The sequence below is a fragment of the Acinetobacter sp. YH16032 genome (assembly GCF_013417345.1).
Classification (GTDB): Bacteria; Pseudomonadota; Gammaproteobacteria; order Pseudomonadales; family Moraxellaceae; genus Acinetobacter.
Genome location: NZ_VPEE01000008.1, coordinates 34893 through 57387, shown reverse-complemented (window position 1 = coordinate 57387; position 22495 = coordinate 34893). Strand labels below are relative to the sequence as shown.

Here is a 22495-nt window from a genome sequence, read left to right as displayed (position 1 = left end):
ATCCACCCTAACCCCCTTTAAAAAGAAGGGAGTTCCCCTCTTTGAGAAAGAGGGGTTAGGGGAGATTCTTAAACATTCCCTTCCAAGAAATCCTGTGCAAAGCGTTGTAACACCCCACCCGCTTCATATACAGAAACCTCTTCTTCGGTATCCAAACGACACGTTACAGGCACTTCAATCGTTTGATTTTTACCATCCGCCGTTGAGCGCTCAATAACTAAAGTCAAAGTCGAACGAGGCGCAATATTCCCAATCACGCTATACAGCTCTGTACCATCCAAACCTAAGGTTTTACGATCAGTTCCTGCCTTAAACTCAAGCGGTAACACCCCCATACCGACCAAGTTGGTACGGTGGATACGCTCAAAACCTTCAGCTACAATGGCTTCAACCCCTGCAAGGCGTACACCTTTCGCAGCCCAGTCACGGCTAGAACCTTGACCGTAATCTTTACCTGCAACAATGATCAAAGGCTGTTTACGGTTCATGTAGGTTTCAATGGCTTCCCACATACGCATCACTTCGCCTTCAGGCTCTACACGCGCTTTAGAACCTTGCTTAATCGTACCGTCCGAACGCACTACCATTTCGTTATACAATTTCGGATTGGCAAAGGTCGCACGTTGTGCCGTTAAGTGGTCCCCACGGTGCGTTGCATATGAGTTAAAGTCTTCCTCAGGAACGCCCATTTTATGTAGATATTCACCTGCTGCCGAATCCATCATAATCGCATTCGATGGTGATAAATGGTCTGTGGTGATGTTGTCACCTAAAATCGCAAGCGGACGCATATTGGCTAAAGTGCGTGGTGCAGCAAGTGCGCCCTCCCAATACGGCGGACGGCGAATATAGGTACTTTGCGGACGCCAGTCATACAATGGGCTTGCCGCTTGAACCTTCTCACCCAAATCAAACATTGGGATATACACTTTCTTAAATTGCTCAGGTTTAACCGCAACTTTCACCAATGCATCAATTTCTTCATCAGATGGCCAAATGTTTTTGAGGTAAATTGGGTTGCCATCTTTATCATGACCTAAAGCATCCGTTTCGATGTCAAAACGAATCGTCCCTGCAATCGCATATGCAACTACGAGCGGAGGCGATGCCAAGAATGCTTGTTTTGCATAAGGATGGATACGACCATCAAAGTTACGGTTACCTGATAAAACAGCCGTTGCGTAGAGGTCACGGTCGATAATTTCTTGTTGGATTTTTGGATCTAACGCACCTGACATCCCGTTACATGTGGTACATGCATACGCCACGATACCAAAACCGAGTTTTTCTAAATCACCGAGTACACCTGCTTCTTCTAAATACAATGCTGCGGCTTTAGAACCCGGTGCAAAAGATGATTTCACCCACGGTTTACGCACTAAGCCTAACTCGTTTGCTTTACGTGCCAATAAACCTGCTGCAACCGTATTACGTGGGTTAGATGTATTGGTACATGATGTAATTGCCGCAATGATGATTGCACCATCAGGCATTAAGCCTTCTGCTTCTTGCGCACGCGCTGCTTCTAAATTGCCTGCAATACCTTTGGCTTTTAAATCACTTGTTGATACACGCGCATGTGGATTAGATGGCCCTGCAATGTTACGAGTGACTGTAGATAAATCAAAACGGAGTACACGTGGGTACTCGGCTTTAGTCATATCACTTGCCCACAGACCAATTTCTTTGGCGTAGGTTTCTACAAGCTTCACTTGCTCAGGCTCACGACCTGTAAGCGTTAAATAATCAATGGTGTTTTGGTCAATATAGAACATCGCAGCCGTTGCACCATATTCAGGTGTCATATTAGAGATGGTCGCACGGTCACCAATCGACATGGTGTCTGCACCTTCACCAAAGAACTCTAAATAAGCACCGACTACACGCTCTTTACGCAAGAACTCTGTTAAAGCCAATACGATATCAGTTGCCGTAATGCCCGGCTTACGCTGACCAACAAGCTCTACACCAATAATGTCAGGTAAACGCATCCAAGATGCACGACCAAGCATCACGTTTTCAGCTTCTAAGCCACCGACACCAATTGAAATGACACCTAAAGCATCCGTATGCGGTGTATGTGAATCTGTGCCCACACACGTGTCAGGGAAAGCCACGCCACCACGGTTTTGAATCACTGGAGACATTTTCTCCAAGTTGATTTGATGCATGATGCCATTACCCGCAGGAATCACATCAACATTTTCAAAGGCAGTTTTGGTCCACTCAATAAAATGGAAACGGTCTTCATTACGACGATCTTCCACCGCACGGTTTTTCTCAAATGCATCAGGATCAAAACCACCGTACTCGACTGCGAGTGAGTGATCGACAATCAGCTGAGTTGGTACCACGGGATTGACTTTAGATGGGTCTCCACCTTGATCGGCAATCGCATCACGCAAACCTGCAAGGTCCACCAATGCTGTTTGACCTAAAATATCGTGGCAGACCACACGTGCTGGATACCAAGGGAAATCGTGGTCTTGTTTATTAAAGATTAATTCTTTAAGAGACTGCTCTAAAATTGCAGGATCGCAACGGCGTACCAATTGCTCTGCAAGCACTTTAGAAGTATATGGGAGTTTTGCGTATGCGCCTGGCTGAATATCCTCAACGGCTTGACGCACATCATAATATTCGAGCTGGGTACCTTGCAGTGGTTTACGGTAGTTGTTATTCATCGCGTTCCTGCCTTGCCTTGAGCATCTTTTTTCTAAACTTTCTAAACATTTTGTTGTTGATGAGACTTCATCATTTGTGTTGGCATAGTACACTGCTGAAAGTCCATTTCCCAAATCTTATATATTTCATACATTTAGGTGTAAAAAACAGGGTTTTTGAAATATTTTGTTTCAAATAATGCAGTTAAATTAGCAGTTATGTGCTTTTTTTTGAAAAATAGTGGAAAATTGGGATAATTCTTTAGTATTAGATTCAGATTCGAGCATAGAAAATGAACAATTTATCTTTCTCCTCATTTACGCTTAATGGCGTGGATGCTCAAAAATTTTTACAAGGTCAAGTGACGTTGCATGTTGAACGCCTTGAGGAAAATATCACGCGCTACACAGCAATTTGTGATTTAAAAGGTCGAATTCACTTTGGTTTATGGTTAACAAAGCTGAATACTGAAAGCTTTGTCATTGTAACCACTCAAGATCAAGCTGAAGAATTTTCTAAACACATTAAAAAATTCGGTGCTTTTTCCAAAATGAAACTTGAAGAAGCTAGTCAGGTCTATCCTACGCTTCAAGGTGACACCACAACGTTCTCAGCAGAAGTAACAGATATTGCCGCTTGGAAAGTTCAGGCTATTCAACATGGTCAAGCTTACATTGATCAAGCCATTGAACACGTGTTCCAACCCCAAGAACTTCGTTTACATCAACGTGAAGGCGTTCACTATGACAAGGGTTGTTACTTGGGTCAGGAAGTGATTGCACGTTTATGGTTTAAAGCTAAACCGAAAGCGTGGTTACATTTAATTCAGGGTACAGGTGCTGTACCTGCAGAAGCTGAACAACTCGATAAAAGTGTACAAGTCGTCAATAGTGCGCCATTCGAAAACGGTTATATCGCTTTGGTGGTGGCACGCCCTGAAGCATTAACAGAGTTAGACGTGACTGTTTTAGATTTGCCTGAGTATTTAAATGGTGATGTGGCTAGACCACAGTAAAATAATCTAAAAAAACCTCCATTTAGGAGGTTTTTTTATTAACTAATAGGCTGAGGATTTGGAACATATTTCCGGTAAATGATCAGGTTTAATATGACCAATACCGCACAACACCAGTACATAAATTCAAAGCTCCATTGTGCAATAACCAATCCCATCACAACTGAACCAATCGCTAGACCAATATCAAAACAAATAAAGAATGTTGATATTGCATGCCCCATCCGATGTTTATCTACGGTTTGAATGGTGAGCGTTTGCAAACAAGGAAATACTGAACCATATCCAATTCCAATAAAAATTGCAGATAACCACAACATCCACTGATTATTGACTAGTGTTACGACCACAAGTCCAATCGCAAAAAATATAAAAGAAGGAACGATAACAGCACTCGGACCTTGACGATCATAAATTTTACCAACCCAAGGTCTTACAATTAACATCGACGCCGCAAACAATATAAAAAATACACTGGTGTACGCCAGCAGTTGTTTGCTCTCACTATAAACCGTAATAAAACTGGTAATACTCGAGTAAGCAAAAGCTGTAAGTAAAGCAACACCACTTACAGCAAAAACTTTAGGCTCAAGAAAATCATCTAGCTGAAAACCTTTTTTATTCATTTTATTTTGCTGAGGTATCTGATTCGCTGGAATATTTAATAGCCAGCTAAAAATTAGACCTAAACTGATGAGCACCGCGAGAGCACCGAATAAAATTTGGAAGCTATAAAATTGAATCATGGTAAGCGCAATTAATGGTCCAAATACCACACCTAGGTTAGTTGACATCACATAATAACCCATGCCTTCACCTTTACGATGCTCAGGAATAAAGTCATTCGCGACTGGAACAGCCACAGTGGTCAACACACTAAACCATATCCCATGTAAAAATCGTATAAGCAATAATGACCACATGTTATCAATGAATAAATAAGCAAATGCAAAGACCGCAAAAAACGTGCTCGATCCACGCATAGTGAGTCGCTTACCCATTTTTTGAATAATCATGCCTGAAAATGGTCGTACTGCTATTGATGAGGCGAGAAAAAGCGTTAACGCTAATCCTGCTTCTTCAACTGATCCCGCTAAATCCTTCACAATGTAAATCGGAAGGACAGCCAACATGGCAAAGTAGTAAATAAAAACAAATAAATTATTTAATACACACAAGATAAATGAACGATTCCAAAGTCGTTCGGTGGTTACACTCATGAAAATCTACTCTTGTCGCATTAATGTTTGGGCTTGAGGGCGTAATGGATCTAAACTCAGTTTGACCAATTGACGGATATAGTGCTCATCAGGCAAATGATTAAAGAAAATAATTTGGTAATGAATAGGACCATACAGTCGATCAAGTACCAAATCATAGTGATCATGTTCTATCAGCTCCCCCGCCTCAATCGCCTGTTGGATCAGTTGATGCAGTTGAACTCGTTTAGGTAACAAATATTGCTTGAAGAATGTTGCAGCCAATTCACGATGATTCGCCATAACCACCAACATCGCTCGTCCCACTGGATGATCTAAAGCCTTAGCCAAACGAAGCAATTGTCGATTAAGATTTTGTTCAAGGTCGAGTTCTGGCTCAAACTCAAAAATTGAGAGTGTGAGCTCCTTAAACGTGTCTAGAACCAATTCAGATTTATGTGACCACCATCGATAAATAGTCGACTTTCCCACCCCAGCACGTGAAGCAATGTCTTCTACTGTCAGTTGGTGATATTCCACTTCATTCAAAGCCTGTTTGACTGAAGCTAAAATACATGATCGGCGTCGTGCACTTTTGTCTTCGCTTGCCATGAAATCCCCGAAATAAAACGATACGTTTCGTATCGTTTTATAATAAAGAGTTTTTATTGATAAAGATATGAAAATAAGACCAAGGCATTAGATAGAATAGATTTTAACTCTCAATCGATTGAGAGATGACTCATAAAAAAAACCTCCTATATCGCTAGGAGGTTTATTCTAAAAGCCATGAAATAGTTTATTCATATCCTTCACCACATAATCTTTAAAATGAAATGCTCTCGCGTGTTTAGCATCAAACTTTACGGTTAAATCACCTTTTTGGAATACATACACTCGATTCTCCTGACTCACCAAATACTGCTCGCCAAGTTTCAATAAGAGCGCATCTATCTTTTGTTCATCTGGGATTGAATCATCTTGAAAAACTTTATCGTAATTACGTTTAATGCCTTTTATAAACATCGTTGAACACCTCATTGCACAATGCGTATTTAAGCAAAACCATCGAAGAACTACTAGTGGATTAAAATTTTGGTTAAATCCATATATTCAAGGCTGAACTACATAAATATATTTCGTTCATATGCGCGTACACTGCAATACACACACTTTATTCACAAAGCGAAGCTAAATTTGAAGGATGTATACATATTCTATATTTACATTCACACAATTCGGACTATGATGAAATAGTGTAAAACTCTATTTACATCAAATAAATAGGGTTGCTTTTAAGATAGGTATAAAACAATTATGAAAAAAATATTATGTGGTGCTTTACTCGCTGTTGCCACCTCATTTAGCTTCGCTGCCGCACCAGTCGATCCTGCATTCAGCAAAGTACAGGAACTGATTCAAGCAAAGAATTACAATGCGGCCTACCAAGAACTTGAACGCTTATCAAAAGCAGGGAATCCTCAAGCGACTTATAACTTGGCATATCTCACTCAAGCTGGTCAAGGAACCAAACAAGACAACAAAAAAGCAGTACAACTTTATGAACAAGCTGGCACTGCAGGCTATCCTTTAGCCAATTATGTATTGGCGCAAAACTATGCCACTGGCGGCTTGGGGCTGACCAAAAATGAAAAAAAATCTCGTGAATACTTAGATAAAGCTGCAGCTCAAGGTTTTGAAGATGCGATTGTTGAATCTGCTGTTCTGCTGTTCTCTGAAGGTAAAGAACAATCTGATAAGCTCGCTTTGCAAAAACTTGATCCTTTAATTAAGAAAGGAAGTTATCCAGCCATTCATGCTCGTGCTTTATACGATATTTCATTAGGCTTCAAAACTAAAACTGAAGCGCCTGTGAAAAAAGGTTTAGCGAGCATTCAAGATTTAGGTAAAAAAGGATACATCCCTGCGCTTATGGCCATTGGTAACATGTTCGTAAACGGAAATATCGTTCCGCAAAACCTACCTGAGGCAAAAAAAATATTTAGTGCTTTAGCAGATGAAAATATTCCTCAAGCCAAAGAAAATCTAGCGATCGTGAACAAACTGATTGCTGAGAATGCAAAAAAACCTGCAGCAAATACGAAAGCTAAATCTTAAGCATTAATTTAAATTTTAAACCGCTGCTCAAATACAAAAACCCTATCACGAGATAGGGTTTTCTTATATGAAAAGGATATTTATGATTACATTTTAGGTTTTACTCAATTACCACCATAAAATAATTAATCCAGCAGTCACAATAAATCCAATTACTGTACTCATCAATAAAGGTGTAATTGCACGATCATTGAGCCCATATGCTTGTCCCAACATTCCAAATAATGCAGGTGTAGGTAAAGCTGCAATCAATGTCCCTACATACACGATATCCATTGGTGCTTGAGCAATAAATCGTAGAGTCAAATACATGAGTATTGGAAAAATAAAGTTGGATGATAGAACAATATAAAGACTCTGCTGGTTGACATATTTTAAGGTTAAACCTGCGACGCTCCCGCCAATCACAAATAACGCCAAAGGAGATGCCGTCTGACCAATCATTAAGAAAACTTGATCTATATAATGCGGCAGTTTAACCTGAAAAATAGCGCACACAATTCCGATTACCACACCAATAAACAATGGATTTTTACATAGGTTTATAAAGTTATTTTTTAATGTATTGAATACAGCTTGCTGATTTTGAGCTTGCAAGCCCGCAATAAATAAAGCTGCTGGAACAAGAAAAACACTTTCGATAATTACGATTAAAGAAGTAAAGGCAAGCGCGATATGACCAATCAATAGACTTAAAATGGCTGTACCAAGTAATCCAGTATTAGACATTGAAGCTCCAATCGAGAGAATGGCAGCATCACTTAAATTGTTTTTAAAATGCTTTACCAAAACCCCTAAAGCGATTGCAAATACAAAGGCGGTCACCACAATATAACTGTAAAAAAGTTCAGGTTGCCATATCGCATCAAGATCTTTTGATGAAAGCGCTTGTAAAAATAGAGCAGGTAAAGCGACTCGAATGACGAATGTACCAACAATAGAGACTTGTTCCTTGCTAAGTAAATTCAGTTTAACCGAGGCATATCCCGAAAAAAGCAGTAAAAAAATCGGAATAATGACCGATAAAACCATGACTTAGCATCCCTAGCTATTGTATGAGTTAGTCAAATTATCATACAACAGCCGTAATTACCCAGGATGACTTTTTAAGTATACCTTTATGCCTATTTTATCTATCAGCATATGGCTTAAATAATGATTTCACATCATGCGGTTGGCATCGTAAATATTGCGGACTAATTTCAACCTCTGCTTTTAATTGAGCAGCAGCATGCCATGGCCATCTTGGATTAAATAGTATTGCCCTTGCGAGCCCGATTGCATCAGCTTTGCCTTGTTGTAAGACATCTTCCGCCTGTTGAGGTTCAGTGATCAGCCCAACAGCAATCACTGGAATGTCTACGTGTTTCTTGATTGCTTCCGCAAATGCAACTTGGTAATTAGGACCAATCTGAATATTTTGATCGACATGTAATCCACCAGATGATGCATGGATATAAACGGCACCAAGTTTTTCTAATGCCTTTGATAACCCAATTGAGTCATCAATATTCCATCCCTTTTCTTGCTCCATCCAGTCTGTTGCAGACAAACGAACACCGATTGGATAGTTGTCTGGAACAGCATTTTTGATCGCCTGAAAAACCTCTAAAGTTAGACGAATGCGATTCTCAAAACTTCCACCATATTCATCTGTTCTTCGATTAGATAAAGGGGACATAAATTGATGTAATAGATAACCATGAGCCGCGTGGACTTCGATGAGATCAAAACCTGCATCTACAGATCTGACTGCTGCAGTTGCAAAGTCATCGATAATTTTTTTGATTTCCTCGATACTTAATTCATGAGGAGCCTGATCATCTGGATTAAATGGTAAATCACTTGCAGATACCGTTTGCCAGCCATGTTCATGATTCGATGAGAATTGACCACGTCCCAACCATGGTTTATCAGTTGAAGCTTTACGTCCCGCGTGCGCTAACTGAATGGCGATTGGCGTTGGAGCAATCGATTTTACCTTATCAATCAATGCTTTTAATTGTGCACGTTGTAAATCATTCCATAACCCTAAATCTGCAAAACTGATACGACCTACAGCTTGTACCGCAGTTGCTTCAATAATATATAATCCAGCTCCCGACAATGCATAACTCGCCCATTGTTGTTCATGCCAAAAACTATGCTCCCCTGCTTCATTCGCAGAATACTGACACATGGGAGCAATAATAATTCTATTTTTGAGTGATAAATTTCCGAATTGAATTGGCTCAAATAATTTTGCCACACTGAATCTCCCTGATTTTAAATTGATTTATTTGTAGCAGTGTACAACGCATTTACGTGATAAATCATCTAAGTTCATTTCATCATTGAATGCTTTAAAAAACATTTTAAAACTTAACCATGAAGGCACTAGATGGATTGTGTATCATATTCTGTTCAAGCGTAATATCTTGTAGTTCACTCGATGCTGCTTGCAATATCCTCATTTAACCCAATATTTTTCTACTCGCCCATTTAACAGAGTTTCCATGCCTGAATTACCTGAAGTTGAAACCACTAAAACCAGCTTGCTCCCTTTGCTGAATCAAAAAGTACTTTCTGTTCAAGTCAATAATTCAAGTCTGAGATGGCCTATACCAAATGATGTAAATCAATTGGTCGGTCAACGACTGATAGGGCTAACACGTCGATCCAAATATATTTTGGCACAATTTGAAAATGCGACCATGTTATGGCACTTGGGCATGTCAGGAAGCTTTCGTTTGAGTGATTCATGTGATGCGTTGAGAAAGCATGATCATTTCATCATTCAATTCGATGATATCCAATTACGCTACCACGATCCTCGTCGTTTTGGTTGCATTTTATGGCTAGATGATCATGCTCAATCCAAACTTTTAGATACGCTTGGCCCTGAACCTTTAAGTGAAGCTTTTAATGCGGACTATCTAGAGCAGAAATTTAAAAATAAGAGTGTTGCAGTTAAAGTTGCAATTATGGATAACCACATTGTTGTGGGTGTTGGAAATATTTACGCAACTGAAAGTCTGTTTAATTTGGGCATTCATCCTGCACAACCCGCCTCTAGTCTTACACGGCCACAAATTGAAAAATTTGTCATTGAAATCAAACGAATCCTTAAACAAGCAATTGATTTAGGCGGATCTACTTTACGTGATTACACCAATGCCATGGGCGAAAATGGCTACTTTCAACAAACGCTATTGGCTTATGGGCGCGCTGGTGAAATGTGCATCAACTGTGAAACAACTTTAGAAAATATTAAGCTCGGGCAACGTGCTTCTGTTTTTTGCCCTGAGTGTCAACCGCTTAAGCGACCTCAAGCCTCAAATAATCCTGTATCAAAGGTAAAATCCAAATGAAATCAGCAATTGTTCGGCATATTTTAGTCAAAGATAAAGACCTGTGTATCCAACTTAAACAAAAGCTTAAAGACGGTGCTGATTTTGCTAAAATTGCTAAGCAACACTCAACTTGTCCCTCAGGAAAAAAAGGAGGGGAATTAGGTGAGGTAAAGAAAGGACAATTGGTTGGTCCTATCGATAAGGCAGTTTTTAGTTTGGCTGAACGTGAATTACATGGACCAATTAAGAGCCAATTCGGCTGGCATTTACTCGAAATTAAATTTCGTATGGATTTTTAAACTTCCTGGATTTCCCTCTCCTTTTAGGAGATGAGAAGCATCGCTTCGCAAGGGAGAGCTAAGAATCAATACCTCCCAGCCTCCCTTTGACAAAGGGGGATTTCGGGCGATTTTAAAAAAATGATGAGATATAAAAAACGGCGCATTTAGCGCCGTTTTCATTGTAAAAGCATTAACCTTTACGTTTTAATTCGTCACGAATTTCACGAAGTAATTCGATATCTTCTGGAGTAGCTTCAGGTGCTGGAGCTTCCTCCTCTTGCTTACGACGCATTTTATTCATCAATTTCACTAACCAGAATACCACCCATGCAAGCAGGATGAAGTTGATGAGAATCGTCAAGAAATTACCGTAAGCCAAAACATTTAAACCCGCTTCTTGAGCGGCAGCAAGCGTTGTAAGGTTATTTGGATTATCTCCTAATACAACAAACCAGTTTGAATAATCAACATCACCGCCTAAGATCCAACTGATAATTGGCATGATGACATCTTTCACCATTGAATCGATGATTTTACCAAACGCCCCACCAATGATCACACCGACCGCCAGATCCATTACATTGCCTTTCACGGCAAATTCTTTAAACTCTTTAATAATGCTCATTTTTTCTCCAAAATTTTTCTATGCATTAATGTGACATAATATACATTATTCTTAATGATATTTCCGTCTAAACTCGTTGGTTTTCCACCAAAATCATAAGTATCTCTGTTTAAATAAACAAGATCTTGTCCAAATCAACTACAACAATTCAACAACTTTTATTTCATATCTTAAATGATGTAGTCAAGATATAAAAAAACCGCTCTTTTGAGCGGTTTTTTTATTTAAATCAATTAAGATTTATTACGTTTACGTTCGTTTTCAGTCAACCAACGCTTACGAATACGAATTGATTTAGGTGTAACTTCAACAAGCTCATCATCTTGAATAAATTCAAGTGCTTGTTCTAACGTATATTCAATCGCAGGAACAAGTGTTAATGCATCATCAGTACCTGATGCACGAACGTTTGTTAATTGTTTCGCTTTAGTTGGGTTTACAACCATATCGTCAGAACGAGAGTTAATACCAATAATCATACCTTCGTAAACTTCTAACTGAGGTTTAGCAAATAGACGACCACGGTCTTGTAAACTGAACAATGCATAGCCCAAGCATGTACCTTGAACCATAGAAATCAACACACCGTTTTGACGTTTTGCAACAGAACCTTGTTTCATTGGTCCATAGTGCGAGAAACTTGAGGTCATGATCCCAGTACCTGAAGTCATGGTCATGAATTCTGAACGGAAACCAATCAAGCCACGTGAAGGTACAGTTGCTTCAATACGAATACGACCTTTACCGTCGACTTCCATATTGGTCATTTCACCTTTACGGTTACCCATTTGTTCCATCACAGCACCTTGATGCTGTTCTTCTACGTCAAATGTTACGTTTTCGTATGGCTCTTGCATTTCGCCGTCAATCTCTTTCAAGATTACTTGCGGACGAGATACACCCATCTCGAAGCCTTCACGACGCATGTTTTCGATCAATACCGAAAGGTGAAGTTCACCACGGCCCGACACTTTAAAACGGTCAGGACTGTCAGTATCTTCTACACGAAGTGCTACGTTGTGAATCAATTCGCGGTCAAGACGTTCACGGATGTTACGTGAGGTCACAAACTTACCTTCTTTACCGGCGAATGGTGAGTTGTTAACTTGGAATGTCATCGATACTGTAGGCTCATCTACAGAAAGCGGTGGCAATGCTTCAACATGTTTAGGATCACAAATCGTGTCAGAGATATGAAGTTCGTCCATACCTGTTACACATACGATGTCACCTGCAGAAGCAGATTCAACGTCGATACGCTCTAAACCATGGTAACCCATGATTTTTAAGATACGACCGTTACGTGTTTTACCATCTTTGTCGATTACCGTTACAGGTGTGTTCAATTTCACTGAACCACGTTGGATACGACCAACACCAATAACACCAACGAAGCTGTTATAGTCAAGTGAAGACACTTGCATTTGGAATGGACCATCAACATCCACTGCTGGCGGCTCAACGATGTCTACGATTGTTTGGAACAACGGAGTCATGTCTTCAGCCAATTCTTCTGGTGAAGGACCTGCTACACCACGAAGACCAGAAGCATAAACCACAGGGAAGTCTAACTGTTCGTCAGTACCACCAAGGTTATCAAATAAATCGAATACTTGATCGATTACCCAGTCAGGACGCGCATTAGGCTTGTCAACTTTGTTGATAATTACGATTGGTTTCAAACCACGTGCGAACGCTTTTTGCGTTACGAAACGAGTTTGTGGCATTGGACCTTCTTGTGAGTCTACCAAAAGAAGTACACAGTCAACCATCGACATTACACGTTCAACTTCACCACCGAAGTCGGCGTGTCCCGGGGTATCCACGATGTTGATACGGTATTCAGTATCAGTACGTTTATCTAACCATTTGATTGCAGTGTTTTTTGCAAGAATGGTAATACCACGTTCACTTTCAATAGCGCCTGAATCCATGACACGCTCGATCTCACCCGCGCGTTCACCCAAAGCACCTGATTGTTGTAAAAGTTTGTCGACAAGAGTCGTTTTACCATGGTCGACGTGTGCGATGATGGCAATATTACGGAGAGTTTTAATATCTGACATGTAAATTCGATACGCTTTAAATTTGAGGGCAAATTATACAGAAAAATCCTAAACTTTTATAGTGACTGTTTCTTTACAATTTCATTTTTTTTTGACGAATGGTTATGTTTCGGTTTTGTAAACGCATGTAACTCGATTAGAATGTCGGCACTTTCGCTTAATCTAGATGGTATAGACCATGTCTGCTCCCGACCAATCTCAAGAACCGAAACTCGATCTTGTTTATGGTTTAGACGATAAACCAAAACCGTTCATCGCTTTTCTCGCTGCCATTCAGCATTTACTTGCCATTATTGTTCCGATTGTTACTCCTGGTCTATTGATCTGTTTGGCTTTAGGTGTTTCTAAAGAAGATACAAACATGATCCTCTCCATGTCATTGGTGATTTCAGGTATTGCGACATTCTTACAAAGTAAAAAGGTTGGTCCTTTCGGTGCAGGCTTACTAATTGTTCAAGGTACAAGTTTTAACTTTATCGGTCCTATTATTGGGATTGGCTCAGCAATGGTTGCCGCGGGAACTCCAGTTGAAACTGTTATGGGTTCAATTTTTGGTGTCGTGATTGCAGGCTCATTCATTGAAATGGGAGTTTCACGCATATTACCATGGGTGAAAAAACTCATTACTCCACTTGTGACTGGTATTGTTGTACTTCTCATTGGCTTAACCTTGATTAAAGAAGGTTTAATCTCAATGGGTGGTGGTTACCAAGCGATGGGGAATAACACTTTTGCCAATACAGACAATCTCATTATGTCTTGTACTGTTTTGGCATTAATCATTCTCTTAAACCGCTTAAATGTTACATGGGTTAAGAGTAGTGCGATATTAATTGCACTGATCGTAGGTTATGCGCTAGCAGGCTTCATGGGCCATTTAGATTTTTCTGGCTTAGAAAATGCACCTTTGGTTCAAATCCCTACACCAATGCACTTTGGCTTAGACTTCTCTTGGAGTTTATTTATACCAATGGCATTTATTTATCTGGTTACTTCATTAGAAGCGATTGGTGATATCACCGCGACTTCTAAGTTATCTAATCAACCTGTTGATGGTCCGAAATGGATGGAGCGCATTAAAGGTGGTGTACTCGTCAACGGTGCAAACTCCTTACTCGCAGGCTTATTTAATACTTTCCCGAGTTCTGTTTTTGCTCAAAACAACGGAGTAATCCAATTAACTGGTGTCGCTAGTCGCCACGTGGGTATATGGATCGCCGCGCTATTAGTTATTTTGGGTTTACTACCTGCAGTGGCTGCCATCATCCAAGCTGTTCCTCAAGCTGTACTGGGGGGCGCTGTCATGGTGATGTTTGGGGCTGTTGCAGCATCAGGGATTAATATCCTTTCTGGTATTCAGCTTGACCGCCGTGCATTGCTTATTATTGCAATTTCACTTGCTCTTGGTTTAGGTGTTGCTCAAGTTCCACAGATTCTTGAACATATGCCTGAACTCATTCGTAATATATTTAGCTCTGGTGTAGCAACTGGCGGCATTGCAGCCTTGATCTTGAACTTCGTTCTACCTGAAGCAAAGAAATAATTTAGATTGAATCAAAGACTGCCCAGCATTGTCTGGGCTCTTTTATTCTGTGGAGAAATATATGGTTCCTCAAAGTGAAGTTGTTATTCGTCAACATAACTTTCTGAAAGGTCGAATATTATTAGTCAATGCACCAACTGATGACTTAAGCACTCAGCTCGATAAAAACATTCAGGCTTCAGTATGGACATGGAATTATAACGACTTTCTATTTTTCCAAAATCAAAATATTCCTGTTCATTTTGGGACGGATATCCCTGAAGCAGAATATGATCAAGTCATTGTTTTTGTGCCTAAAGCCAAAGAGCTTTTGAATTACTTACTACACAGTGTGGTATTAAAACTCGGTCTTGGTGGATCAATTTTTCTTGTGGGTGAAAAGAAAGGTGGCGTTGAACGAGCAGCAAAACAACTCGTTCCATTTGGCAAATGTGTCAAACTAGACAGCGCTCGTCATTGTCAAATGTGGCAATTAATTATCGATCAGACTCCTACGCCTCGAGCTTTAGAAAATTGGGCTCAACAATATACAATTCAAACACCGAATGGCGAATTACAGATTTATGCTTTACCTGGTGTATTTAGTCAAAATAAACTTGATATTGGTACAGCTGTATTTCTCCCCTACCTCAATCGAGTGAGTTCAGGTAAAATCGCTGACTTCGGTTGTGGTGCTGGCATTATCAGTGCATATTTAGCCAAATTGAATCCCAAAAATCGTATTTTTGCGCTTGATGTGGATGCTTTTGCGCTCGCCTCCACCCGCCTAACATTTGAAAAAAATAATTTGTCACCAGAACAGCTCGAAATCAAAGCTGTGACTGGCATTGAAGATGCGCCACTATTTTTACATGCCATCGTCAGTAACCCTCCTTTCCATCAGGGTATATACACTGATTACAATGCGAGTGAGAATCTTTGTAAGACATCACGTCGCCATCTAAAATCTGGTGGTGAACTTTGGATCGTGGCAAATCGTTTTTTAAACTACCCAACTCTCATTGAGCAAAATTTTGGTCAATGTGAAACTTTGACTGATCAACAAGGCTTTAAAGTACTGTTTGCAAGTACTCAAAAGAAATCATAAGGAACTTTCGATGAGCGAAACCGGTCAACTTAAGCGAAAGCTTGGAGCACGCCATCTTAATATGATCGCCATTGGTGGTTCTATCGGTACAGGACTATTCCTAGCTTCGGGTGCAACAATTGCCAATGCTGGCCCTGGTGGTGCATTACTTGCCTATTGTTTAATTGGCGTAATGATTTACTTCCTCATGACCAGCTTAGGCGAACTCGCAACACACAATCCAACATCAGGTGCTTTCTTCACCTATGGCACCAAATATGTCGAAGGTGGGTTTGGATTCGCACTAGGCTGGAACTATTGGTACAACTGGGCGATAACCGTCGCATTTGAACTTGTTGCAGTTCAATTCATCATGAAATTTTGGTTTCCTGATATCCCAGGTTTCTATTGGAGTGCCATTTTCCTTGCTATCGTTTTTGGTATTAACGCCTTAACAGTCAAAGGTTTTGGTGAGTCTGAGTTCTTTTTCTCACTCATTAAAGTTCTTGCCATCATTGCATTTATCATCATTGGTATTTTCATGATTGCCAAAATCATGATGACACCCAATGTTGCAACTTTCGCAAATTGGTCAAAGGGTGAAGCGCCATTTGTAGGTGGTTTGTCAGCATTAATTGGTGTCGCGATGATCGCAGGATTCTCATTTCAAGGTACTGAAATGGTTGGTGTTGCCGCTGGTGAGTCGAAAGATCCGAAGAAAACCATTCCTATTGCGATTAAACAGATCTTCTGGCGTATTCTCTTATTCTATATCGTTTGTATTTTTATTATCGGCACATTGATTGCGTATGATGATCCTCGTCTAATGCAAGCTGCTTCAGATGAGAATATTGCATTATCACCTTTTACTTTACTCTATGAACAAGCAGGCTTTGCTTTCGCTGCAAGTGTCATGAATGCAGTCATTCTTACGGCTATCCTTTCTGCCGGAAATTCAGGAATGTACTCTTCCACACGAATGCTGTTTGATATGGCAAAAAATGGAAGTGCACCCAAAGTTTTCTCCAAACTTGATGGTCGCGGTGTACCAATGAATGCACTTTATGCTACGACAGCAATCGCAGCATTATGCTTCTTGACGACATTTATTGGTGAAGAGGAAGTATTTAATTGGCTTCTGAATATGTCTGGTATGTGTGGCTTTATCGTATGGCTTGGTATCGCAATCTCTCATTACCGATTCAGGAAAGGCTATTTGGCTCAAGGATATAAGTTAGAAGATTTAGCATATCGTGCAAAATTTTTCCCTTTTGCACCGTGGTTCGCTTTTGTTTTGTGTGCAATCGTGGTGTTAGGTCAAAATTATCAAGCCGTACTTGATGGGGAGTGGATCGCAGTAGTCTCCACATATATTGGGATCTTCTTATTCTTAGCAATATGGTTAGTTTATAAGTTTAAGTACAAAACCAAGTTGATTGAATATCAAGATATGGATGTAAAACCGATTCAAGTCGAACAAGACTAATAAAAAAAACAGCTCAAATTGAGCTGTTTTTTTTATTATTAGATTCTGATCTTATTGTATTTTTAAGGTTAAATTCACTCGACGATTCAATGCTCGACCCTCTTCTGTCGTGTTATCAGCGATTGGCTGATTTGGGCCATAACCTTGAGTCGAAATTTGTTTAGGATCAACATTATATTGCATCACCAATTCATTACGGACAGCATTTGCTCGCTCAAGTGATACTTTTTGATTCGCTGCTATAGACCCTCGATTATCTGTATGCCCATCTACTTGAAGTATAAAACTTTTATTCTGCGCCAGAATTTTTGAAGCTGCTGTTAAATAAGGTTCATATCGGACATCTATTTGACGGGAATTGTGATTAAAATACAGCGGTAGACCTTGTTTTAATTCAATTAGTATCTTTTGATCCAAGTCTTGTACACCATTAGTTGATTGCATCTTTGTCGTTGTACAAGCTGCCAAAGTTAAAGCAATGCATAAGCTTGCTATTAAACTATATTTCATCTTTATTCTCATTGTGTAGTTGATTATATTTTGTGAAATATATCACATTTACAAAAAAGGGGTAAAAAAAAACAGCTCCTAAGAGCTGTTTTTTACAATCTATTAAAGATTATTGAGCTGCTGCTTCAGGTTGAGCAACTACTGTGCGGCTACCAGAAATCGTAGCGAATACACGACGGTTCATCGCACGACCTTCTTTAGTTGCGTTGTCAGCAATTGGTTGATCCCAAGCGAAACCTTGAGTCGCTAAACGAGAAGCATCAATATTGTATTCGCTTACAAGAGCAGATTTCACAGAGTTAGCACGAGCTAAAGATAAACGTTCGTTCAACGCACGTGGACCAGTATTATCAGTGTGACCTTCAATACGAGCAGTTGCATTTGGATATTCGTTTAATTTTTCAGCTACTTTAGCAATTTCAGGCTTGTACTGATCTTTGATGTTAGACTTGTTCGTATCGAAGAATACGCGAAGTTCCATGTTAAGATCTTCAGTCAACTCTTGTGGAGCTGGTTGAACTGGAGCTGGAGCTGGTTGAACTGGAGCAACTTCTACTACTTCAGCAGCAGGCTTCAAGTGACCGCCTAAAACTACGTTAAGACCAGCAAGTGCTGTGTAGTTCCAGAAATCTTCGTCGATGTTATAAGTTGCACGAGCTTCTGTACGAAGAGATAGAGCATCATTTAAGCGCCAGAAAGCACCTACACCTGCATTACCTAAAGTACCTTCGTCATCTTTAAGATTTACACCATCGTATTCATATTTGTAGTGACCAGCACCCAAAAGAACGTATGGCTTAATTTTGCTGTCATAGTTCTTAGTGATTAAATCAGAAGTAACATAGAAGTTACCATTGATTTGAGTTTGCTTGTACTCGCCAACATCATTACCAGTAATTGTGCCTTCGATATCACCTTTTACTTGGTTATATTCAGCTTCAAAACCCAACCATGGAGTAAGTTCAATACCTAACGCAGCACCAACGAATAAATCGTCTTGTAATTCGATAATGCTGTCAGATAAGTGATCAGCAGCACCGTTGTTGTGTTGAGTGTCTTGGAATGTATAACCCACTAATAGTGGAGTAACAGTTACACCAGCATTAGCAGCAGCGAATGGAGCAGCAACAAGCATAGCAAGTGCGATACGACTCAATTTCATGGATATCCTCCAGAGATAACAATTGTTTTTCAAGCTCAGCCTAAAATAATTATGGCTTCCTGAGATAGGCTTTTTTATACCCCAGTATTTTTTTTAAGCTACTCATGTTGAATCATACAAACACTTAAAGTGAATTCCAAGTGTTTGATTACTTTAATCAAGTAAATTATTGACAAAATTACTTACAATTTCCGTTGTAATTCGGTAATTTTTTACTCAATTTATCAGCATGAATAACTTATCTTTTCATTTTTGGTATATTAACAGCATTCAAAGGTGATAGTAATCATTTTTTAGCACTTCAGCTTATAATATAACTTCACCAAGATTATCTATAAATTCAAATAATTAACAAATACTAGAAGCTTTAAAATGTATTCCTATTGTAAATCTCTTGCTTTTACCCTTTTAGAACTCATTTTCACGATCGTCATTATTAGTATTCTTGTGATGATAGCACTCCCTCATTATCATGAATTTCGTGAAAATCAAGAAAGGGCGCAAATTCTTAGCACGGTACGGCAGGCTATCAGCCAAGCTAAAGCCAATGCTGTAAGTTACCGAAGCCCTGTGATTATCTGTGCTTCTCAAGATTTAAAATCGTGTACGAACAGTCAATGGCATAAAGGGTTTATCATCTTTCTAGATCAGAATCACAATCAAGAATTCGATCCTCACGAAAAGCTTATTCAAGCAACTTCGACAGATTACCAATATGGTGATTTCAGTTGGAAAGGTGGAGTTACCAGCAAGAATACGATCACCTTCCAACCAGACTCTGGTTTACCACGTGGATCAATGGGACATTTCAAATACTGTGCACATTCAAATAAATCAAATCTAATCGTTAGACTTTCAATGATGGGACAGACTCGTCTTGAAGAAGCTAAAACATGTGAATGACAACTTATCAGTCACATTTATCACGTTATAGTCAATATTAATTGTACTGATATTACATATACTCAAGCTGTAAAACAAAGCTAAATAAATTGGAGAGAATAATGACTGATATCGTCATCCTTAATGGTGCACGTACAGCAATGGGCGGCTTTCAGGGAAGTTTATCAAGTGTGACTGCACCAGAACTGGGTGCAGTGACCATTAAAGAGGCTATCTCACGCTCGGGTTTGCAGCCAGCAGACATTGAAGAAGTCATTATGGGTTGCGTTTTGCCTGCAGGTTTAAAACAAGGCCCTGCTCGCCAAGCCATGCGCAAAGCTGGACTACCTGACTCGACAGGTGCAGTGACAATCAATAAATTATGTGGGTCAGGCATGAAAGCTGTGATGCAAGCAGCTGATATGATTAAAGCTGGTTCAGCAAATTTTGTGGTTGCAGGCGGTATGGAGTCTATGACCAACGCTCCTTACATCTTACCTAAAGCACGTGGTGGTTACCGCATGGGTCATGGTGAAATCAAAGATCATATGTTCTTCGATGGTTTAGAAGATGCTGAAACGGGTCGTTTGATGGGCTCATTTGCTCAAGATATGGCCAATACTAAAGGCTATACCCGTGAGCAAATGGATGACTTTGCAATACGTTCATTAAAGCGTGCTCAAACTGCGATTACTGAAGGCTACTTCAAGGATGAAATCGTCCCTGTTACTGTGTCAACTCGTAAAGGAGATGTCGTTGTAGATAAAGATGAGCAACCTTTTAACGCAAACATCGATAAAATCCCAACACTTCGCCCAGCTTTTGCTAAAGATGGTACGATCACTGCTGCCAATGCCAGCTCGATCTCTGATGGTGCTTCAGCCTTGGTTATCAGCTCATCTGAGCAAGCACATGCAAAGGGTTTAAATCCTTTAGCCAAAATTGTGGCATATGCGTCTAATTCACAACATCCATCTGAATTTACGATTGCACCAGTGGGTGCAATCCAAAAGGTTCTCGATAAAACAGGTTGGAATGTCGCAGAGGTCGACCTTTGGGAAATCAATGAAGCTTTTGCAATGGTCACGATGTGTCCTATTGATGAGTTCAAACTTGACCCTGAAAAAGTAAATATCAACGGCGGAGCATGTGCTTTAGGACATCCAGTAGGATCTACAGGTTCACGGATTATTTTAACGTTAATCCATGCACTTAAACGCACAGGTGGTAAACGTGGTATTGCTGCGCTTTGTATCGGTGGTGGCGAAGCAACTGCAGTAGCGATTGAGTTAATCTAAAGCTTTTAAAGCCCCTCTTTTTCAAAGAGGGGCTTGGGGGAGATTTAAATCATCTCCCCCCTAACCCCTCCTTGACTAAAGGAGGGGAAATCAAAAAGCCTCTACTTAGCTAGAGGCTTTTTTATAATCTCAATTCAAAGCATAACTTTGAATTATTAGACTTAAAGAATTTCTTTACGAAGTTGCTCTGGAGATTTCATTGACAATAAGCCTGGTGCAACGTCAAATACAGTTTTCGCGCCATATTGACCCATTTGATTCATGCGGTAGCATGCACGTGCATAAGCCACAAGTACACTTGCAGTAAACTCAGGATTGCTATCTAATTTCAACGAAAACTCCATTACTTGAGTCTGCTCTGCACTACTATGACCACTGCGAATGACAAATCCACCGTGGGGCATACGATTATGCTCGTTACGAAGCGTTTCTTCATCAATGAAGTTCACAGTCGTGTTGTACTCTGCAAAATAGTCTGGCATGGTCACAATCGCCTGCTTTACGGCTTCAGCGTCAGCACCATTTTCAAGCACAACATAACATTCACGAGTATGTTTTTCTTTAGTGGTTAATATAGGACGTGAACCACTACGAACTTTATCAATCGCATCTTGTGATGGAATTGTATATTGGACACCTGCTTTAACACCTGCCACACGGCGAATCGCATCTGAGTGACCTTGGCTCAAACCTTTACCCCAGAAAGTATAGGTTTCACCATCTGGTAGTAATGCCTCACCAAATAAACGATTAATTGAGAACATGCCTGGATCCCAACCAATCGAAATCATTGCCGTTTTTTTGTTAGTAAGTGCACGCTCATTCACTGCTTCAAAAAACTCAGGAATACGTGCATGCGTATCAAAACTATCTACTGTGTTGAATTTACTTGCCAATTCAGGTGTTTGTTTTGGAAGATCATCTTTAGATCCACCACATAAGATCAACACATCAATTTTGTCCTGACGGTCATTTAAGTCATCCATATGAAAAACTTTCGTGTCACTAAAGCAAGGAGACACTGATTCAGGTGCACGGCGTGTAAAAATTCCCACAAGCTCTAAATCTGGGTTCTTGTGAATTGACGTTTCAACGCCACGACCGAGGTTGCCATAACCGACAATACCAATACGAATCAAATTTTGCATAACAACTGCTTCACTATTTAAATGATGGCAAGATCACTAGACTGAGTACTAAACATATACCGCAAAACAGTCTGATTGAATGGAGAAAAACCCGCACCAA

Annotated in this window: 20 protein-coding genes; 9 read left to right on the top strand and 11 right to left on the bottom strand. The window is 40.0% G+C overall.

The window, feature by feature from the left end:
• Positions 1 to 68: 68 nt before the first annotated feature.
• Positions 69 to 2684: a Fe/S-dependent 2-methylisocitrate dehydratase AcnD gene (gene acnD / locus FTV32_RS07255; protein WP_180028298.1), complete on the bottom strand. Its 2616-nt coding sequence runs from the start codon at positions 2682 to 2684 to the stop codon at positions 69 to 71.
• A 272-nt stretch (positions 2685 to 2956) separates the two neighbouring features.
• Between acnD and FTV32_RS07250 the strand changes: the two genes are divergently transcribed.
• Positions 2957 to 3679, top strand: coding sequence for a folate-binding protein YgfZ (locus FTV32_RS07250; RefSeq protein WP_180028297.1), 723 nt, complete (start codon positions 2957 to 2959; stop codon positions 3677 to 3679).
• A 38-nt stretch (positions 3680 to 3717) separates the two neighbouring features.
• Here the strand turns inward: FTV32_RS07250 and FTV32_RS07245 are convergent, their stop codons facing one another.
• From FTV32_RS07245 to FTV32_RS07235, 3 genes are all read right to left on the bottom strand, one after another.
• The gene (locus FTV32_RS07245) at positions 3718 to 4899 is read right to left on the bottom strand and encodes an MFS transporter (protein ID WP_180028296.1); all 1182 of its coding nucleotides are present in this window, start codon (positions 4897 to 4899) and stop codon (positions 3718 to 3720) included.
• Positions 4900 to 4905: 6 nt separating this feature from the next.
• Entirely contained in the window at positions 4906 to 5490 is a 585-nt protein-coding gene (locus FTV32_RS07240) for a TetR/AcrR family transcriptional regulator (RefSeq protein WP_180028295.1), read from the bottom strand.
• Positions 5491 to 5658: 168 nt separating this feature from the next.
• Positions 5659 to 5904, bottom strand: a complete 246-nt coding sequence (locus tag FTV32_RS07235) for a hypothetical protein (protein ID WP_092767507.1) — start codon at positions 5902 to 5904, stop codon at positions 5659 to 5661.
• A 291-nt stretch (positions 5905 to 6195) separates the two neighbouring features.
• On the opposite strand from FTV32_RS07235, the gene FTV32_RS07230 reads away from it, so the two are divergent.
• On the top strand, positions 6196 to 6996 hold the full coding sequence (locus tag FTV32_RS07230; RefSeq protein WP_092767509.1) for a tetratricopeptide repeat protein: 801 nt from the start codon (positions 6196 to 6198) through the stop codon (positions 6994 to 6996).
• 108 nt (positions 6997 to 7104) lie between these two features.
• Here the strand turns inward: FTV32_RS07230 and FTV32_RS07225 are convergent, their stop codons facing one another.
• Both FTV32_RS07225 and FTV32_RS07220 read right to left on the bottom strand, forming a co-directional pair.
• Positions 7105 to 8028: an AEC family transporter gene (locus FTV32_RS07225; RefSeq protein WP_180028294.1), complete on the bottom strand. Its 924-nt coding sequence runs from the start codon at positions 8026 to 8028 to the stop codon at positions 7105 to 7107.
• 97 nt (positions 8029 to 8125) lie between these two features.
• Positions 8126 to 9244 carry an NADH:flavin oxidoreductase/NADH oxidase gene (locus tag FTV32_RS07220; RefSeq protein ID WP_180028293.1) on the bottom strand — a complete coding sequence of 373 codons (1119 nt, stop codon included), beginning with the start codon at positions 9242 to 9244 and terminating at the stop codon, positions 8126 to 8128.
• 247 nt (positions 9245 to 9491) lie between these two features.
• Between FTV32_RS07220 and mutM the strand changes: the two genes are divergently transcribed.
• On the top strand, positions 9492 to 10346 hold the full coding sequence (gene mutM, locus FTV32_RS07215; protein ID WP_180028292.1) for a bifunctional DNA-formamidopyrimidine glycosylase/DNA-(apurinic or apyrimidinic site) lyase: 855 nt from the start codon (positions 9492 to 9494) through the stop codon (positions 10344 to 10346).
• Entirely contained in the window at positions 10343 to 10627 is a 285-nt protein-coding gene (locus tag FTV32_RS07210) for a peptidylprolyl isomerase (protein WP_180028291.1), read from the top strand. The genes mutM and FTV32_RS07210 overlap by 4 nt, the downstream gene beginning before the upstream one ends.
• 172 nt (positions 10628 to 10799) lie before the next feature.
• Here FTV32_RS07210 and mscL read toward each other — a convergent pair whose 3' ends face one another.
• Positions 10800 to 11234 carry a large conductance mechanosensitive channel protein MscL gene (mscL, locus tag FTV32_RS07205; RefSeq protein WP_035270698.1) on the bottom strand — a complete coding sequence of 145 codons (435 nt, stop codon included), beginning with the start codon at positions 11232 to 11234 and terminating at the stop codon, positions 10800 to 10802.
• Positions 11235 to 11467: 233 nt separating this feature from the next.
• Entirely contained in the window at positions 11468 to 13300 is a 1833-nt protein-coding gene (gene typA, locus FTV32_RS07200; RefSeq protein ID WP_035270590.1) for a translational GTPase TypA, read from the bottom strand.
• 178 nt (positions 13301 to 13478) lie between these two features.
• On the opposite strand from typA, the gene FTV32_RS07195 reads away from it, so the two are divergent.
• The 3 genes from FTV32_RS07195 to FTV32_RS07185 all read left to right on the top strand — a co-directional run bounded on the left by FTV32_RS07195 (position 13479) and on the right by FTV32_RS07185 (position 17395).
• On the top strand, positions 13479 to 14843 hold the full coding sequence (locus FTV32_RS07195) for a uracil-xanthine permease family protein (protein WP_035270592.1): 1365 nt from the start codon (positions 13479 to 13481) through the stop codon (positions 14841 to 14843).
• Between the two features lie 61 nt (positions 14844 to 14904).
• The gene (locus FTV32_RS07190; RefSeq protein WP_035270594.1) at positions 14905 to 15930 is read left to right on the top strand and encodes a class I SAM-dependent methyltransferase; all 1026 of its coding nucleotides are present in this window, start codon (positions 14905 to 14907) and stop codon (positions 15928 to 15930) included.
• Positions 15931 to 15940: 10 nt separating this feature from the next.
• Positions 15941 to 17395, top strand: a complete 1455-nt coding sequence (locus FTV32_RS07185) for an amino acid permease (RefSeq protein WP_180028290.1) — start codon at positions 15941 to 15943, stop codon at positions 17393 to 17395.
• Between the two features lie 51 nt (positions 17396 to 17446).
• Here the strand turns inward: FTV32_RS07185 and FTV32_RS07180 are convergent, their stop codons facing one another.
• Positions 17447 to 17905: an OmpA family protein gene (locus tag FTV32_RS07180; protein ID WP_035265532.1), complete on the bottom strand. Its 459-nt coding sequence runs from the start codon at positions 17903 to 17905 to the stop codon at positions 17447 to 17449.
• A 109-nt stretch (positions 17906 to 18014) separates the two neighbouring features.
• On the bottom strand, positions 18015 to 19067 hold the full coding sequence (gene omp38, locus FTV32_RS07175; protein WP_035265534.1) for an outer membrane protein Omp38: 1053 nt from the start codon (positions 19065 to 19067) through the stop codon (positions 18015 to 18017).
• A 372-nt stretch (positions 19068 to 19439) separates the two neighbouring features.
• Between omp38 and FTV32_RS07170 the strand changes: the two genes are divergently transcribed.
• Complete coding sequence (locus FTV32_RS07170) at positions 19440 to 19970, top strand: GspH/FimT family pseudopilin (RefSeq protein WP_035265536.1); 531 nt, start codon at positions 19440 to 19442, stop codon at positions 19968 to 19970.
• Positions 19971 to 20071: 101 nt separating this feature from the next.
• Positions 20072 to 21247: an acetyl-CoA C-acyltransferase gene (locus FTV32_RS07165; RefSeq protein WP_035265538.1), complete on the top strand. Its 1176-nt coding sequence runs from the start codon at positions 20072 to 20074 to the stop codon at positions 21245 to 21247.
• A 161-nt stretch (positions 21248 to 21408) separates the two neighbouring features.
• On the opposite strand, the gene FTV32_RS07160 is transcribed toward FTV32_RS07165, so the two are convergent.
• A complete protein-coding gene (locus FTV32_RS07160; protein WP_035265540.1) occupies positions 21409 to 22395 on the bottom strand; it encodes a diaminopimelate dehydrogenase in 987 nt (328 codons plus the stop codon).
• Positions 22396 to 22495 lie beyond the last annotated feature (100 nt).

Excerpts from the sequence above, each read along its gene's own strand:
- FTV32_RS07180 (WP_035265532.1), bottom strand. The coding sequence starts at position 17,905 with ATGAAATATAGTTTAATAGCAAGCTTATGCATTGCTTTAACTTTGGCA.
- mutM (WP_180028292.1), top strand. The coding sequence starts at position 9,492 with ATGCCTGAATTACCTGAAGTTGAAACCACTAAAACCAGCTTGCTCCCT.
- FTV32_RS07225 (WP_180028294.1), bottom strand. The coding sequence starts at position 8,028 with ATGGTTTTATCGGTCATTATTCCGATTTTTTTACTGCTTTTTTCGGGA.
- FTV32_RS07160 (WP_035265540.1), bottom strand. The coding sequence starts at position 22,395 with ATGCAAAATTTGATTCGTATTGGTATTGTCGGTTATGGCAACCTCGGT.
- FTV32_RS07185 (WP_180028290.1), top strand. The coding sequence starts at position 15,941 with ATGAGCGAAACCGGTCAACTTAAGCGAAAGCTTGGAGCACGCCATCTT.
- FTV32_RS07165 (WP_035265538.1), top strand. The coding sequence starts at position 20,072 with ATGACTGATATCGTCATCCTTAATGGTGCACGTACAGCAATGGGCGGC.
- FTV32_RS07170 (WP_035265536.1), top strand. The coding sequence starts at position 19,440 with ATGTATTCCTATTGTAAATCTCTTGCTTTTACCCTTTTAGAACTCATT.
- typA (WP_035270590.1), bottom strand. The coding sequence starts at position 13,300 with ATGTCAGATATTAAAACTCTCCGTAATATTGCCATCATCGCACACGTC.
- FTV32_RS07195 (WP_035270592.1), top strand. The coding sequence starts at position 13,479 with ATGTCTGCTCCCGACCAATCTCAAGAACCGAAACTCGATCTTGTTTAT.
- FTV32_RS07210 (WP_180028291.1), top strand. The coding sequence starts at position 10,343 with ATGAAATCAGCAATTGTTCGGCATATTTTAGTCAAAGATAAAGACCTG.
- FTV32_RS07245 (WP_180028296.1), bottom strand. The coding sequence starts at position 4,899 with ATGAGTGTAACCACCGAACGACTTTGGAATCGTTCATTTATCTTGTGT.
- FTV32_RS07240 (WP_180028295.1), bottom strand. The coding sequence starts at position 5,490 with ATGGCAAGCGAAGACAAAAGTGCACGACGCCGATCATGTATTTTAGCT.
- FTV32_RS07190 (WP_035270594.1), top strand. The coding sequence starts at position 14,905 with ATGGTTCCTCAAAGTGAAGTTGTTATTCGTCAACATAACTTTCTGAAA.
- FTV32_RS07230 (WP_092767509.1), top strand. The coding sequence starts at position 6,196 with ATGAAAAAAATATTATGTGGTGCTTTACTCGCTGTTGCCACCTCATTT.
- acnD (WP_180028298.1), bottom strand. The coding sequence starts at position 2,684 with ATGAATAACAACTACCGTAAACCACTGCAAGGTACCCAGCTCGAATAT.
- FTV32_RS07250 (WP_180028297.1), top strand. The coding sequence starts at position 2,957 with ATGAACAATTTATCTTTCTCCTCATTTACGCTTAATGGCGTGGATGCT.
- omp38 (WP_035265534.1), bottom strand. The coding sequence starts at position 19,067 with ATGAAATTGAGTCGTATCGCACTTGCTATGCTTGTTGCTGCTCCATTC.
- mscL (WP_035270698.1), bottom strand. The coding sequence starts at position 11,234 with ATGAGCATTATTAAAGAGTTTAAAGAATTTGCCGTGAAAGGCAATGTA.
- FTV32_RS07235 (WP_092767507.1), bottom strand. The coding sequence starts at position 5,904 with ATGTTTATAAAAGGCATTAAACGTAATTACGATAAAGTTTTTCAAGAT.